12 protein-coding genes are annotated in these 17,069 nt (G+C 29.5%); 5 read left to right on the top strand and 7 right to left on the bottom strand.

Annotated features, from left to right (window positions below):
- Positions 1-663: 663 nt before the first annotated feature.
- The 5 genes from DRF75_RS02580 to polA form a co-directional block, all read right to left on the bottom strand.
- A complete protein-coding gene (locus DRF75_RS02580) occupies positions 664-2,505 on the bottom strand; it encodes an ankyrin repeat domain-containing protein (RefSeq protein WP_045171150.1) in 1,842 nt (613 codons plus the stop codon).
- Positions 2,506-2,626: 121 nt separating this feature from the next.
- Complete coding sequence (locus DRF75_RS02575) at positions 2,627-3,343, bottom strand: ATP-binding cassette domain-containing protein (RefSeq protein WP_045171149.1); 717 nt, start codon at positions 3,341-3,343, stop codon at positions 2,627-2,629.
- Positions 3,344-3,354: 11 nt separating this feature from the next.
- Entirely contained in the window at positions 3,355-4,152 is a 798-nt protein-coding gene (locus tag DRF75_RS02570) for an MlaE family ABC transporter permease (RefSeq protein WP_045171148.1), read from the bottom strand.
- A gap of 611 nt (positions 4,153-4,763) precedes the next feature.
- Positions 4,764-5,432 (bottom strand): ribulose-phosphate 3-epimerase, encoded by a 669-nt coding sequence (gene rpe / locus DRF75_RS02565; protein ID WP_240729882.1) that lies wholly within the window; start codon positions 5,430-5,432, stop codon positions 4,764-4,766.
- Between the two features lie 821 nt (positions 5,433-6,253).
- Positions 6,254-8,839, bottom strand: coding sequence for a DNA polymerase I (polA, locus tag DRF75_RS02560; RefSeq protein ID WP_129992603.1), 2,586 nt, complete (start codon positions 8,837-8,839; stop codon positions 6,254-6,256).
- 310 nt (positions 8,840-9,149) lie between these two features.
- Here polA and DRF75_RS02555 point away from each other — a divergent pair, with 310 nt between their 5' ends.
- From DRF75_RS02555 to recF, 3 genes are all read left to right on the top strand, one after another.
- Entirely contained in the window at positions 9,150-9,536 is a 387-nt protein-coding gene (locus DRF75_RS02555; RefSeq protein ID WP_045171146.1) for a hypothetical protein, read from the top strand.
- 319 nt (positions 9,537-9,855) lie between these two features.
- On the top strand, positions 9,856-10,767 hold the full coding sequence (argF, locus tag DRF75_RS02550) for an ornithine carbamoyltransferase (RefSeq protein ID WP_045171145.1): 912 nt from the start codon (positions 9,856-9,858) through the stop codon (positions 10,765-10,767).
- Between the two features lie 957 nt (positions 10,768-11,724).
- Positions 11,725-12,843, top strand: a complete 1,119-nt coding sequence (gene recF, locus DRF75_RS02545) for a DNA replication/repair protein RecF (protein WP_129992602.1) — start codon at positions 11,725-11,727, stop codon at positions 12,841-12,843.
- Between the two features lie 550 nt (positions 12,844-13,393).
- Here the strand turns inward: recF and DRF75_RS02540 are convergent.
- Together DRF75_RS02540 and def are read right to left on the bottom strand one after the other, a co-directional pair.
- Positions 13,394-14,176: a uracil-DNA glycosylase gene (locus DRF75_RS02540; protein ID WP_045171143.1), complete on the bottom strand. Its 783-nt coding sequence runs from the start codon at positions 14,174-14,176 to the stop codon at positions 13,394-13,396.
- 16 nt (positions 14,177-14,192) lie between these two features.
- Positions 14,193-14,750, bottom strand: coding sequence for a peptide deformylase (gene def / locus DRF75_RS02535; RefSeq protein WP_045171142.1), 558 nt, complete (start codon positions 14,748-14,750; stop codon positions 14,193-14,195).
- A gap of 842 nt (positions 14,751-15,592) precedes the next feature.
- On the opposite strand from def, the gene DRF75_RS02530 reads away from it, so the two are divergent.
- Both DRF75_RS02530 and rpsT read left to right on the top strand, forming a co-directional pair.
- On the top strand, positions 15,593-16,315 hold the full coding sequence (locus DRF75_RS02530) for a lysophospholipid acyltransferase family protein (protein WP_045171141.1): 723 nt from the start codon (positions 15,593-15,595) through the stop codon (positions 16,313-16,315).
- Positions 16,316-16,662: 347 nt separating this feature from the next.
- Positions 16,663-16,950, top strand: coding sequence for a 30S ribosomal protein S20 (gene rpsT / locus DRF75_RS02525; RefSeq protein WP_045171140.1), 288 nt, complete (start codon positions 16,663-16,665; stop codon positions 16,948-16,950).
- Positions 16,951-17,069 lie beyond the last annotated feature (119 nt).

Raw genomic sequence — 17,069 nt, 5'->3', positions numbered from 1 at the left:
TTCATTAAAAGCAGTTTAACATCAGATATTAAAGTGCAAGTTTTAACATAACTGCATGCAAAATAATGTTTGAAGCACTGACAGCTAGACTGTGTTTTATACAAGGATATTAAAAACTAGAAAAATGTTTCTGTCTATTTCATTAAAAGCAGCTTAACATCAGATATTGAAGTACGAATTTTAATATATCTCATAATTAATGGAAGCTAACTTCATCTCTTACACATTAGTTACTTTAAAAGAGAGTTTTATAGTTAAAAAACACGAAACTCAAACCTCTTTTATTCTATATCTATTGTGCACTGATCATCTTAAAAAATATTCAATCACAGATAAACCTAGCTTCTTAAAGCTACACTCTTGCAAAACAAATAAAAGTTATAACTAAGATAAGCTAAATTTAATTCATCTTATTTTGTATGTATTATTCAATGGACGCAACAATCAAATTGTACCAGCAGGATAAAAAATTCTGTACTCATTGCTACATGTTTCTATAAATACAAAGCTAACAAACTTTACTACAAACACAAATATATGAAAACTCGTGGAATTACTAAACATGGCAAATGAATTTAACACCATCTATTTCATAAATCCAGGAAATGGTATTAATATGTTTAAACTCTTTTTCCAATACAAAAATAGTTTATAGTAAAACCTTTAAGTAAGATCTGTCTGCTGAGCAGGACTGATTGCTTCAATATTCAAATGTGATAACAATACACTTTTTATGTTTTCTTTTTCATGCATCATTGCTTTACCATTACAACAATCTATCTGTTTAGCATATATAGCATAAGCAACACAAACAGCAGCAAAAAAAACAATTGATATAACAGCAAATAGTACAGATCTATAGACACATTGTTCATACCCTAAAATATCACTTGCCTTAAAATGCAATATAGCATTTAGTGCACATAAAAGTATAAATATTACAGCAATAAGTAAAGATGCACATTTAAATTCATTACGTTCTTTTTTAATGCTGAGATATCTAGCTTTAGAACCAGACATTTCAGCAAATTTATTGGACATTAAGTCATATATATGCTTTGCATACCTATACAAACTATGCCCATATTTGTTTTTACCAATATTATTTTTATCAAAACATAACCTTACGCACAGTTCCTTCTGTGCATGAATTCTAGAATCACATATAGGCAATCTACTACTTATTTCAGAAAAATCTTCTAATAAGGCTTTAAGATTTCCATCACCTACACTTGTAATAGTAGATGTCATTATATCATGTACAGTATACCCTCTCTTATTCTTTACTTCAAATAATCTCCACAAAGGTACAGAAGTTAGCAACAATCCATATGCATTTACACATTGTTTTAGATAATTTTCAATTTCACTCGATAATTCCTCATTTTTTTCCCTCACATATGTTACAACATTTCTTATCTCTGATAGAGATGAATCCATAACATTTTTTAGATGCCCCATATTATTTCTATAGGTTATATTATAAAACGAAAGTATCTTCGCAAAATTAACCAAATAAACTGATGACATAATATGCAATGGTGTATCTCCATGGGAATTTTGTTGTACAATCATTGCAGGTGCATTTTTCAAAAAGTATTTAATAACTTCTTCATTCATATATGGAGCACATGCTACATAATGCATTGGATTATTGCCATCTACATCCAATTCATTAAGTATCTCCATCCTGTTATATATTAATAGCTGTATAATTTCACATAAGAAATCCCATTGCTTTTCTGGATTACAAATATTCACAGCATAATGCAGAGCGGTTCTACCACGGCTATCAAGTCTATATTGAGAAAAACCCATCAAAAATTCTTTTACCAATGAATACGCTAACCCACTAAGCTGATGATCATCTACTAGAAAATATAATTTAGTTAATGCACTCATAGTATCAGGAATAAGAGGATCACAAGGCTGATCTGAATGCGCTAAGAATTGAGAAACTTGTTCCGCAGAAATTCTTTGTTCAGCAACAGCTTTATTAATTTTATCAGCCAGTATTTTTACAGCTTGTATCACACATTCAAACATCTGAGCTTTATATTCTAACTGACGCTGTTCTAAAATCTGTGGATCCACTTCTTCTTCTGAAGTTTCATCATTATCTAATACATTAAATAACGTTCTATAAACCCTATTAGAAATAGATTGATATGCAAGTTTCAATTTACTAGTAATATCTTTTATGTCATTAACTTGAGAATCTACAATTCTACCTTGATCTGCACTGGATTCATCAATGGCTTCTGACAATAATTCCTTAAGCTGAGCTCGGAGAGTATTACTGGAGTTACTTTTAATACCAGATATATCATATAATGACATGATCAAATAGTAAAATACCGTCCCAAGCTCATTCTTTAGCAGTAAAATATCTTCACTTTCCAAAGATTCCAGAATCTTAAGAAATGACTTATCTTCATTTAATATCTTACTTAATACGAGAGGTTTAATATATCTTATTACAGCTACTCTATGCATCATTAACATGGAAACACCATATCATACAAAATTCCTATTTTATCAATCTCAGTTGAAACAAATTTAATTTTTTAATAATTATAAAGATTCTAACCATTGATTGTGAAACATAAAATAAAAATTTTAACTATTAATTACGACATATAAAATTTTTTACATATTGATTATCTATATTTCTGATATTTTGAACGGACTCATACGCAATAATTTTCCCATTATACAATACAGCTATTTTGCTAGCAATTTTAAAAGCACTACTAATATCATGTGTAATAGTAATAACTGTTAAGTTAAATTCCTTATGACATTTTATTATAATCTCATTCACAACATCAGACATTATTGGATCTAATCCTGATGTTGGCTCATCAAGTATCATAATCTTAGGCTCGCTAACAATCGCCCTAGCCAATGCTATCCTCTTTTTCATACCACCAGATAATTCAATAGGATACATATCTAATACATCATCACTTAACCCTACTAAATTCAGCCCAGAAGCAGCAATTTTCCTTGACAAATTTTTATCACGGTTGAACCTATAATGTAAGTTAAAAGCAATATTTTCACACACTGTTAAACTATCAAACAAAGCACAATTCTGAAATAAAACACCAAAATTTCTAATCAAGCTTTTATCATGCCTAATATCAACACCACCAATCACAACTTTGCCAGAAGTAGGAGCAATTAATCCTAGTATCATTTTTGTCAATACAGATTTTCCACTACCCGACTCTCCCACAATAACCAATGATTCACCATATGCAATATTAAGACTTATTCCCTTCAACACTTGATGTCCATGAAAATCTATATGCAAATCAGATAAAGAAATGTAATCCATAAAACTAACTACTATGAATAAAAGACGGTAATTACATAATTGAGTAAGATGATAAACATAGATGAAACAACAACAACATAAGTAGTTGCCATTCCAACACCTCTAGCTCCACCACTACAATAATAACCGCTATAACAACCCATAAAGGATATTATAAAACCAAATACTGTAGCTTTAATTAATCCTAAAGTAACATCTTTAACATGTAAAAACTTCATTATTCCTCTAATATATATTTCAGACGTATAGCCCAACTGGTACGAGCCAACAATATAGCCACCATAAGCACCAATTAAATCAGCACACAAAATCAGCAGAGGCATCGCAATCATTGCAGAAAGAATTCTGGGAACGATCAAATATTTAAATGGATTAGTATCCAATGTGAACAAAGCATCTATTTGCTCAGTAATACGCATAGTACCTATTTCAGCAGCAATCGCTGCTCCCACACGTCCTGCAATAATAAGTCCAACCAATACCGGCCCTAACTCTCTTACTATAGCAACTACAACTACTCCAGAAACAAAATCACCTGAAACGTTATTATGTACTATCAAAGAATTCTGCAAAATCAAAACTGCACCAGTAAATATAGCCGTTATGCCAACTATTGGTAGGGAAAAAAAGAAGATTTCTATAAACTGTTTAAATATAACTCCATAGTAATAAGGAGGCATAAAACAATTACACACAAACTTTACAAAAAAAACAAAAGAATGTCCTATATTAAAAATTAAATCGATTACGTACTTCCCAATAGTTTCCAAAAACCAAAACAACACTAAATGTAAACGCAAAAATTGCATAAAGTTACACCAAAACCTTTGAACAAAGCATACAACAAACATTATATGTAATTACTATTTATTTATAATCCAACCAGTAACAATAAACTCATTAAATCAGCAATAAAAACACTTACATCCGTAGAATATAAAAAACCATTATATAATCTTTTTAAAACAATATTTAGGCATTCTAAAATTTCACTCAGTTAATATATCAAAAAATTAATAATTTATTTAAAATTTAAATTAATATAATACTAAAATCTGTACTCTTGCAACTCAAAAGTAATTATTAGTTCATAAATTACATTATACCTAATAAGTTATATACGTAACAATTTAATATAAAAAATTTAAGATTTTATAAAATTGCTCAGTAGCATATCACTATAATAATATTAGCCATCTACAATGACACATTCTTAATATATAAGACATTATGATATATACCTTAAATAAAGGATACATAAAAATACCGCAGAGACACTCTACAAACAAAATTTAACTTCAGGGAACAAATACAATATCAACATTTCACATGTAATACAAACCACAGATAAATTTACAAAATAAGCCTTGCATAGCTTATTAACACATCATCTTCATCAAAACTATAAATCCAATACAAACTATAAAGAAGATTTAAGCGCTTGCACGTAATCTAATATATTTTCTGCGTTAAAAATCGCAGATCCAACAACTAGAATATCCGCTCCAGCTTCTATTACACTTTTAGCATTGTGAATATTAATGCCACCATCCACAGCTATTTTAGTTTTTAATGAATATTTTTCTATCATATCACGAATACGTGAAATTTTATCTAACTGAGATACAATAAACTGTTGTCCACCAAAGCCAGGATTTACAGTCATAATTAATACAAGATCAAGTTCAAAAATAATATATTCTAAAATATTATGGTGAGATGTTGGCACAAGAGATAATCCAGCACCTTTACCATAAGATTTTATCTTCTTTATTACACGATCTAAATGTACCTCAGATTCTGCGTGTACAGTAATCATATCTGCACCTGCATCAATAAAAGGTTCTATATAATTACTAGGAGAATTTATCATCAGGTGCACATCAAACGGTATTTCTGTACACTTCCTTATTGCAGACACAACAACAGGACCTATGGTAATATTAGGCACAAAATTACCATCCATCACATCTATATGAATATAATCTACACTTGCATTTTCAAGCACTTCTATTGATTTACTCAAATTAGCAAAATCTGCTGATAATATAGAACTAGACACTTCTACAATTCTTTTCTTTTTTAACACGTGAATCTTGACAATGAGATATATGACTTAAAGTCTACTAAACTCTATACAATTTTCAAGCATGCAGATAAAAAATAAGAATTTCCCACATATTAAATTTTACACTACATATTACTCAGAAAATTTTAATATGCATAACTCACTGTATAACATAAAACTACCATAAGCCATTTAAATTGCAAATATACCAATATTGTTAACCCGAATACTATATGCACTTAATGACAAACCACATTCTACTGATTTTGATAACATTAGACAGCCTTGATATTATTATTACAACAACACTTATCATACTGCTTAATAAACTTATGTTTAGTGAGATCAATGTATAAGTATTTTAAAATGACAACACCTTTCAACATGTAACTAACTCATTTTAACACACAAGCTAGTAATAAGTCGCTAGACAAAACTAAACTCAAGAATATTAATTTCAGATTTAATACTCTCAAATGCATAACTCAGCAGACTGCTAACTAGTTATAGAATCACTACTACTTTGTAGTACTCTTAAATAAATAACTAGTAGTAACATCTAAAGATAATAAACAGCTGTATTCACCATACTGATCTTAATAGCATAAAATGATCTCAACACCACAACAGCAGAAATATGTTGTCAGACAAAACCAAATTCAGGAATATTAAACTTCAGATTTAAGACTTTCAAATGCATAACTCAGCAGACTGCTAACTAGTTAAGAAGCCATTACTACACAGTTTTAATAACATGAAGTAATTGCAAATACTAATATTGCAATTGTCAATAACAATATCTCATCATTAAACAAACTTTTTTTAATCCAATAAAAATATCATTACGTCATATTGCTATCATATGGGACCAAATCAGCCCAATTATTTCCTATATTAAAATCAACTTTCAATGGTACTGATAATTTAACTATATTCTCCATCACTTCCTTTATTATTTTCACCGCATCATCAACTTGTTCTTCTAAAACTTCAAACAGTAGCTCATCATGTACTTGCAGTATAAGTGAACCATTTCTTAATTTATCAAATAAATGAATCATTGACATTTTTATGATATCAGCTGAAGTTCCTTGTAATGGAGCATTGATGGCTGCTCTCTCAGAAAAATTCCTAGCTGTAACATTATCGCTATTAATGTCTTTTACAAAACATTTTCTACCAAAAATGGTACGAGTATAACCATGAGCTTTTGCATAAGCTTTAATATTTTCCACATAAGACTGAATCTCTGGATATGATCTAAAATAGTTGTCGATATATGTACTTGCTTCTGATCTAGAAATACCAAGCTGTTTAGCTAATCCAAATGCACTCATTCCATAAATTATACCAAAGTTTATTGACTTTGCCCTTCTTCTTAAGTTTTTATCCAACTCTTCAGTATTAAATATCTGCTTTGCTGTTATTGAATGTATATCTTGATTTAAAAAAAATGTACTCTTAAATGCTTGTACATCAGCTATATGTGCCATTATACGCAATTCTATTTGGGAATAATCAGCAGAAATCAACTTACATCCCTTTTTCGCAATAAATGCTCTCCTTATAGCATTACCTTCTTCACTCCTAACTGGAATATTCTGTAAATTTGGATTACTTGAACTTAAACGACCAGTAGCAGTAGACACCATAGAATAAAAAGTATGTACTCTTCCGCTATCACTATCCTTCTGCTTCTCTAAAGCATCAGTATAGGTAGTTTTTAACTTTGTAAAATGACGCCATTTTAATATTTTGTTTGCTATTTCAACATCATTAAATGCAAGATCACTTAGCACTTCAGCATCTGTACTATAATTACCTGAACTCAGTTTTTTCCCTTTCTTTATACCCATCTTATCAAACAAGATACTTCCTAGCTGTTTTGAGGACGCTATGTTAAATTCTGCACCTGAAAGCCTATATATTTCACTTTCCAACATATTGATTTTTTCTGAAAAAGTAGCTGATAATGTTTTTAAAACATCAACATTAACTAATATACCTACTTTTTCCATCCTATCTAACACATGAATTAATGGCTTTTCAATTCTCTCGTAAACAGTGTACAGCCGATTTACAAACAAATTTTTTCTTAACAATTCATGTAACAACAACAAAGTTTCAGAATTTACATTAGTAATGTTCTGCTCAATATTATAACTGATTATACTTTGTAACGAATGATCATGCACACCTGGATTTAAAACATATGACATTACCATAATGTCATTAAAAGCTACAATATCTACATTAGGAATTATCTTTAATAATGTTTTTACATCATATATTACCTTTAATATGTAACCTAGGCTAAATATTGGTTTAATAAACTCCAATGCATCATTTACATGATCTTTATCAATATAAAAAAACATTTCTTTCTTATAAGACAAAGAAATACTATTAATGGAATTATTGACTATTTCTATATGCAAGGCTATTATCCCCTCACTTTTACAGTTTTCAATAAACACATTAAGACATTCAGCAGAATATTGTATTGCTTTATCACTTATTACAATGTCACTGCCATTATTAGGATTTTGATCAGTAAAAGGAATATTCTGCTTAAAAATTTTATTAACTTTGCTAATTAATGATTGTAATTCATATTTCTTCAAAAATGCAGTTAATTCGTGTATTTTAGAATTCTGAAAAACATACTTTTCTATACCTCCACATATATCCACAGTATCACACAAAGCTACTAGCTGACGAGACAACACTGCTTGATCACTATATTGCACTATTGATTCTCGACATTTATTTGCTTTAATTTCTTGCGCACGTAGTAGCAGATTATCCAATGACCCAAAATCATTAAGCAACTTTGCTGCAGTTTTCACACCAATACTTGGCACTCCAGGTATATTATCTGATGCATCACCAGTTAAAGATAAGAAATCTAATAATTGACTTGATGAAACGCCAAATTTACCATATACATCTTCTTCCTCAATGTATTTATTTTTCATTGGATCAAATATACGTACACAGCAATTTAAAAGCTGCAGCAGATCCTTATCTGATGTTACAACTGTTACTTCCACATCTTGTAACTGACTGTATCTTTTAGTAAGAGTTGCTATTACATCATCAGCCTCATACCCTATCACCTCTTCAGAAGCAATATTAAATGCACTAACGGCTTCTCTTAACAATGAAAATTGTGATATTAAATCGCTAGGAAGTTTAGGACGGTTACTTTTATATTCAGGATATATATCATGACGAAAATTTTTACTACCAGTATCAAACACAACAACCAAATAATCAGTTGCATGCTTTTCTATATATTTCAAAAAGATGTTGATAAAGCCATAAACTCCACCAATAGGTAATCCATAAGATGTACTCAGATTTGGTAATGCATAGTACGCTCTGAAGAGCAATCCATAAGCATCTATAATTGTAAAAATACGCATTACTAAAATATGCTATATAAAATTTACAAATTTTATACTTTGTAGCTCTATTAGTACATATAATTTCACAATTAAAAGCATTAAAAAATTTTTACAAACTCTAGTTATAGAAGAATTTATAAACGATCACAACCCACTATATATAAATAAAATCTCTTATGTGCTCAACATAAAACAACATACTGAACAAGCATAATTAACCCACAAAAGCATAAACTTAACTAGGAAGTGTTTTTTGACACATAAATTATCTATTATTTAATAAAATAACATTAATATTTAAACTAAGTATAATTACGGGTATACTAATATGACAACTACATTACCAAAAAGCAAAACATCAGCTAAAAAACCTACATCAAGAACTAAAAATAAGAAGAATACTTCTACAGAAACTACTACTAAGAGTACATGGGACGAAACCAACCTTGAAGATAAAATGCAAGCTACAAATACTCACTTAGACGATAGCAGTAATACCAGTAATAGTGACAGTAGTAACAGCAATAGCAGCAATAGCAACAGTAGCACTGATCACACTGACAGTACACTTAATAACATGAACTCAATTAATCTCAAGAAAGTAGAATCTGATGAATCAGAAATCAGATATACAACTACTGAGTCTTCAAAGGAAAATAGCTTTTTAAAGGGTCTATGGTATTCACTCAAAGGATATTTTTCATCTACACAATAATTCAAATTTTGTTTATAACCAACCCTTGTGTATATGTAGTAACTTTGTATACAAAACAACATTAATAAGTTGCTTAAACAATAAATATAAGGTATCAAGTATACACAAGTAAAAACTATTGACATCATATATGTTTTATGTTGAAATGCCCATTCTTCTGCTATCTAGTTTACACAATGAAGGCATTTTTTAGTGAGCATCTCAAAAGACAAAAAAAGTAAAAATTATATTCTATTATTCTTATTAGTAACTTTAGTGGTTATATTATTTTTTACGTCAATAGTAAAAGTTAAATTCTAGAGTTAGGTTATAAAATATCATGAATAAACAAAATATTCATTCTTTCATAGATCTTAATTTACATACAAAAGAAGAGCTAAGTACAATCTTGAATTACGGTACTATAATCAAAAAAAACCCTAATCAGTATAGCAAACACTTAAACAATAAAAATATAGCTTTAATATTCCTTCAGCCATCAACACGTACAAGGATATCATTTGAAGTAGGTATTAATCAATTAGGCGGAAATGCTATTATTCTCAATCAACAAGACACCCAATTGACAAGGGGTGAATCTATTCATGATACAGCTAAAGTCTTATCAAGATATGTTGACTTAATAGTCATAAGAATATTAGAGCATGATTCTCTACTAGAATTAAATAAGTGCAGCACAGTGCCAGTTATCAATAGTCTTACACAGCATAGTCATCCATGTCAAGTTTTGGCTGACATTATGACTTACGAAGAAAAGATGGGTCCCATAGAAAATGCAACAGTAAGTTGGATTGGGGATTTTAATAACATGTTAGTATCTTGGATACATGCTGCAACAGTATTAAATTTCAAATTGAATATTTCAACTTTAGAATATTCAGAAAATTTTGACTCATTGCTTAAATTTGCAAAAGCAAAAGGAGCAAACATTGTATATGACAAAAACCCTTACAACATCATTTCAGATGCAGATATAATCACTACAGATTCATGGATTTCAATGGGCTCTGAAAATAAAACAAAAACCGAATTCTTCAATTATCAAGTAAATGCTAAACTTCTAGAAAAAGCTAAACCTAACTATATGTTCTTACACTGCTTACCTGCACATAGAGGAGAAGAAGTAACATCTGAAATAATAGATGGACCAAACTCATATATATTTGACGAAGCAGAAAACAGGTTACATATTCAAAAAGCAATTATGTTATGGTGTTTAAATCTACTATAGTTCAAATCACATTTAATATACCTTGTAGTGTAATTATATGTTTTTGAAAATGAAAACTAAGTTTTCCACACTCACATAGATATTATATTTTCAGAAAAAACAAATTATATAGTTATTACATTGTTTACTCGTCAATAGAGAGTAGATTATTATTAATAATTTCACAAATAATTTTTGGTTGTCCATATAGATAGCATCATTGTAAAAAGAAGTATTGATATTGTATGTAAGAAATGATACTTGCAACAATAAAACTTATATGCATTTGGTAAAGAACAGGTTAGACATTCTGGAAGCAATCACTTTATAGGACTCTACTTACCACAGAAAAGATTACACTTAAGTATGCATTGCAAATACTTGTGTTCTGATATGTTTTGAAAATTAAGCTTTTTAACCTTAAATAAATACCAGACCTCAAGAAACGCTAAACCTATATATTGTCCCTACATTATTCACATCGTACTAATAAAGTAACATTTGAAAAGATCAGCTCATATGCATTCAACAACAAAATATACAACAGCTACACATGTAGAAAGCAATTATGCCATAGTATTATAAATAAGCTAGTATGCCAACGCCTCTAATAAACAAACGTTTGACAACAAGCAAAATCAACCGCAAACATAGCAATTTTCAAAGTACAAAAATTACAAGTTAAATACAACTAAATACTTCAAAATAAGTTATACGGTAGTAAATGCTTCACAAGACTTTACAAATGGGTTTCATGAGCATATAGAGAATATATGTATCAATTAATCTATATATTTCAAAAAATTTTTTAAATGCACAATTAACACTTAATGCATGTAATACAAGAACTGTACAACCAGAATACTTGAGATTAATACAAAACTTTTGGTGGTACTGAATATAATAAATGAGTAGTTCTTGCAGAAAAAATTAATATAAGTATACAATTTCATTCTAAATAAAAAGGAAGATCATTAGATGCCACATATAGAAAAATCCTATATAAACAATTTGCGGTTAGTGAATTTTCGCAACTATATAAACCTTGAATTGGATACTTCTAGTAAATCAGTTGTACTACTGGGCAAAAATGGTGCTGGGAAGACAAACATACTAGAAGCCATTTCTTTACTATCAAAAGGGACAGGTATTAGAGGAGTCAACACAGAAAGCATGCAAAACAGCACTTCTGATTCTCCGTGGAGTCTTTCATATCAAATCCATACACAAAATGGTATTTATCCAATTGTAATTTCACGCAACAATAAGCAACGTAACATAATCATTAGTAACAAAAGTCAAAATTATATTACACTACACAAAATTATAAGCATTACATGGTTGATACCACAATTGGATCATATATTTTTAAAGTCACAAAGCGAAAGATTAAGATTTTTTGACAGGATAACACATATTTTCGATACAAAATATGCTTCATACATCATAAAATACAATAAAGCAAAACAAGAGAGAAGTAGATTATTACACAATAATTCTACAGATAATTTTTGGTTATCAAGCTTAGAGAGCATTATTGCAGAAAATGGCATTAATATTGCACATACAAGATTTAATGTTTTACAAATATTGCAAAGTAACTTATCTCAAAACAATAATCCCAACGCTTTTTTTAAAGCTGTCATAAAAATTCAAAGTCAGGTATTTGACTTATTAGATAAAGAAGATTCCATTGAGCTATATAAAGAAAATTTAAAAAAAAATAGGACTAAAGATTCATTAAGTAACTTGGTGAATTTCGGGGTTCATAATGATAATTTCCAAATATTTCACCTAGAAAAAAATCTCATAGCAAACAACTGTTCAACTGGAGAACAAAAAATTTTATTATTGTCACTCATTTTATCTTCTGCACTGGCTAAACAAAATACTGGAGAATATCCTATATTATTACTAGATGATGTAATGTCTCACTTGGATGTATTTCACCAAGAAAGACTGATAGAAACCATAATAAACATAAAATGCCAAGTATGGTTAACAGATATTGATCTTACACAACAAAACTTTGCAAAACATAGAGAACATTTTAAATTTTTTCATGTAATAAACAATACAGCAACACTTTTGACATAATAACTTATGCAAGTACATTTTAAAATATAAGCATAGCTTATGCATTACATGCATACATAGCAACACTTCACAGTAATAAGTATGTTATTGTTCACTGTAAGACATTTCAGTATCAGTGACACATCAAGAGAACCATTAATTTAAGTAAAAGTAGAAAACAAAAGTTTACAATAGTCATAATTGTTTTTCATTGTTTAATGGTGAAATTTACCATATCATAATAGGCAAATTTAAGATGTTGACATTTGTAGTTTTTAATTAAAAATAAGCAAAATTGTTATTTCAAATCACCCATTTCAACAGGTAACAAAGTTTATCACCAATACAAAAAATACTAACTTATTACACTACTAGACATTCATTAGTACAACTACTATTTTAAACAAAAAATAGAAGCTTATAACAGGGTTCATCTTTAATCTTATACTCTGTGACGAAGTTTACGATATCGTTGCAGATTTATACTGTACAATTGAATCTAACAATAAGGACATCTCATAGACAAACAACACTTCACAAATGACTTATGCTATAACAACAAACTCTAACATTATAAACCATCAAAATGACGCTTAATTTGCTTTAAATCCTCCCATGCAATACGTTTTTGCATTGGTTGACGTAGTAAATACGATGGGTGAAATATAATACTTGTAGTAATACTGTTCTGTAAAAATTTGTTACTATATAAATGAAACCTCCCTCTAAGCTTAGATATGGGGTTTTTAGAATCAAGCATAGCATAACATGCAGTGCTTCCAACTAACACTAACATTTTAGGCATAATCAACGCAATGTGTTTTTCTACAAAAGGTTTACATACTGCTATTTCAAAGTCTGTTGGCCTTCTATTGCCAGGAGGTCGCCAAAACACAGCATTACTAATATATACAGTAGTTCTGTCAAACCCTATTGCTTTCAACATTTTATCAAGTAACATACCACTAGCACCACAAAATGGTATACCTTTCAAATCTTCATTTGCACCTGGTGCTTCTCCTATTAACATCATTTCCGCCTGTGGGTTACCATCAGCAAACACAGTATTAGTTGCTAAGTTTTTTATATCACACCCATCAAAAGACTCTATAGCACTTCTTAATTGCTCTATAGTATTACATTGTTCAGCAAGATTTTGAGCTTTTAGCAAATAGTAAGTTTCAGTATCCTCTTTCATGCTTATCTTCTTTACTTCTAGGTTAGACTTTATACTATCAGTATTTAAGGACAGGCTTTTATTTTTTAAAACATGATATTGCACATCTTTTAACGTACAATCAATACCATTTTCATGATAAAACTTTAATAATTCTAATAAGTCCAGATCACTCACAACAAACACCACACAATCATGAAAGACTAGATTTTTTTATTTTTTTGACTTTTTGTATTGCAAAATCACTTTTAAACTTAGATAGATATTTTAAGAATACAATTCCATTCAAATGGTCAATTTCATGCTCTAAACACCTAGCAAGCCATCCTTGTGCTTTTATTATACATTCATTGCCATTATAGTCCAAGTATTGAACTGTAATATACTGAGGGCGTACCACATAATCAAGATAATCAGGAACAGATAAACATCCTTCCCTCAACTTAATTTTTTCTTGTGAAGCATCAACAACCTTAGGATTGATTATACAGTAAGGGCCACCATACAGCTCATAACCATCTATTTGATTTGTAATATCATCAGTCTCTCTGAACTCTTCTGGCACATTAACAACAATAATACGTTTATGTACACCAACTTGAACAGCAGCCAATCCTACTCCCTTATTAACATGCATTGTTTCGAACATGTCATCAACTAACTTCTTTACTGACTGATCTACTTCACTTACTTCTTCAGAACACAATGATAATCTTTTATCAGGAACAGTAACGATTGGCAAAACTGACATTTATTACCTTACAATTGCTTGCTCTCAAAATACACCTTATTATATGAAACAAACATCAACATATCAAGATTCACAATGTAGTTTTTAGATCATTAATGTTTTGTTAAAACACTGCAGGTTACTTTTATTTTATATTCTCTTACACATTAATAATAGATTTTTCACGATACAAATTTAAATATTATCAATAAACACTATTCATAATGGAAACAAGAATTAAGTAGATTGATAAAGTACATATAATAATATACTGTTAAATCATACGCAGACTCTTGTTTACTTAACTCTGGTAAATGTGTAGTAGCATTTGTACAATAGCTCTGCCCAACCCTTTTATGTGAACACTCATATCACACACTCTATGCGCTTTTTAATGTTTTGACAATTGATAATAAGACAAAAGTTTTACTGTATTAGTATCAAGTGATAGGAACGATTAATAGTTTTATCTGTAACCTGTTTGTTATTAGTTTGTTTTTTCTATTTAACTGCCTTTGGTTACTATTAGTGTTGAAGCTTGTAATGAATACATTATGTGTTAGGATATTTCATTATTAAAAAATCAAGCTGAAATTATCACTCAAGCTTCATCTTTTAATATTCTTAAATCTCATTGGAATAATCAAATAATATACAGTATATATTGCCGTAGCTTTGAAAATATCTAATACCAACCTAATGCCAAAAAGTTTGATTACTCTAATTTTACTAGTGGTAACTTTGCAAAGGTATGAATCAATAGGCAAGTAACAGCGATATTCATTGCTTACAATATTAAAAACTATTTGTTGTTCAGTACTGCAGATTATATCATACTGCATAAAACTAATGTTGAACTCGTAATGTTATTCTATATATTATCAATACTTTTTACAATACTACATTCTATAACGATACTCCCATTATACCCAATATTTCCAATGTCACTAAAAATAAAGTGTTCTGTTTATGGCATCAGAGTAATATTATTCCTGTGTAAAATTATAGACAAAGTAGACTATGAAATACGAGGCCATGAAAATTTACCAGATGATTCTTCATACATTATTGCATCAGAACATCAATCTCCTTTAGAAACATTAATATTATTCACTACATTTAAGGATGCAGTGTATGTCCTCAAAAAAGAACTCAGATATTTACCATTTTTTGGCATATATTTTATGTTAATAAAAATGATATTCATCAATCGTCAACAAAAAATCCAAGCTTTAAAACATATGCTAAGTGCAACAAAATCACGTGTAAAGGAAGGAAGGACAGTCATAATCTTTCCACAAGGGTCAAGAACAACACCGGGAGAAAAAATTAGTATAAAACCAGGTATTACAGCCATATATCACCAATTATCAATTCCCATTGTACCAATAGCAGTCAATACTGGCTTATTCTGGCCAGCTAGTATTTTATCATTTAAAAAAAGACCAGGTAAAGCTATTATACAAATTTTACCGCCTATTTACCCAGGATTAAGTAAAGAAGAATTTACAAATGAACTTGAAACAAGAATCTCAACAGCAAGCAACTCATTAATTAAAGAAGCTTTACAGCAAAACTCTCTATGAAATATTATCTATTGCTCAAAAGAAATGTCTTGAATTCTAAAGTATAACATTATCTTTCGTTTTAAACATTCATTATTCTCACTGCATCATGTCCTTGAAGTATAAGTAAACCATTTTTCAATTTATTAAATAAATGAATCATCTACATTTTTACTACATTAGCTGATGCCCTTTATAATGGAGCATTGATGGGTGATTTTTCAGAAAAATTCTTAGCTGTAAAACTATTGCTATTAATGTCTCTTACAAAATATTTTCTACTAAAAAACAAAAATATAAAAGCTCTTGCATTGATTAAAATTTACTTATAGAGTTATATTGGTAAGTATAAGACAGGTTATTTAAGTATGGCAAATCACCCAAGTGCTAAAAAAATGATTAAAGTAATAAAAAAACGCACTATGGTAAATCGTATGCGCAAAAGCAGAGCGCATAACTACGTAAAGAAATTTTTATTAGCTTTAGCTGCAGGAAACAAGGAGCTCATGATTGAGACTTTCAAAAAAGCTGAGTCAAACTTGCATAAGTGTGTCAATAAGAAAATTATACATAGAAACACTGCAGCAAGAAAAATCAGTCGTATGGCTTCAAAGTTAAAAACTTTTGACTTACAACAACAAGCAAAAGCTTTATAATTTTGTACAGTAGTAAGTATTGCTTAGCTTAGTAACTGAGTGTTACATCTAGTCCTTATAGTAGTTTCTAGTAATTTTTCTTGTATTACATAAACTTTCTGTACGTCATTTTGTTAATA

Source organism: Ehrlichia minasensis (assembly GCF_004181775.1).
Classification (GTDB): Bacteria; Pseudomonadota; Alphaproteobacteria; order Rickettsiales; family Anaplasmataceae; genus Ehrlichia; species Ehrlichia minasensis.
Note: the sequence above shows the minus strand (reverse complement) of the source record. Positions and strands in the feature narration are given on the sequence as shown.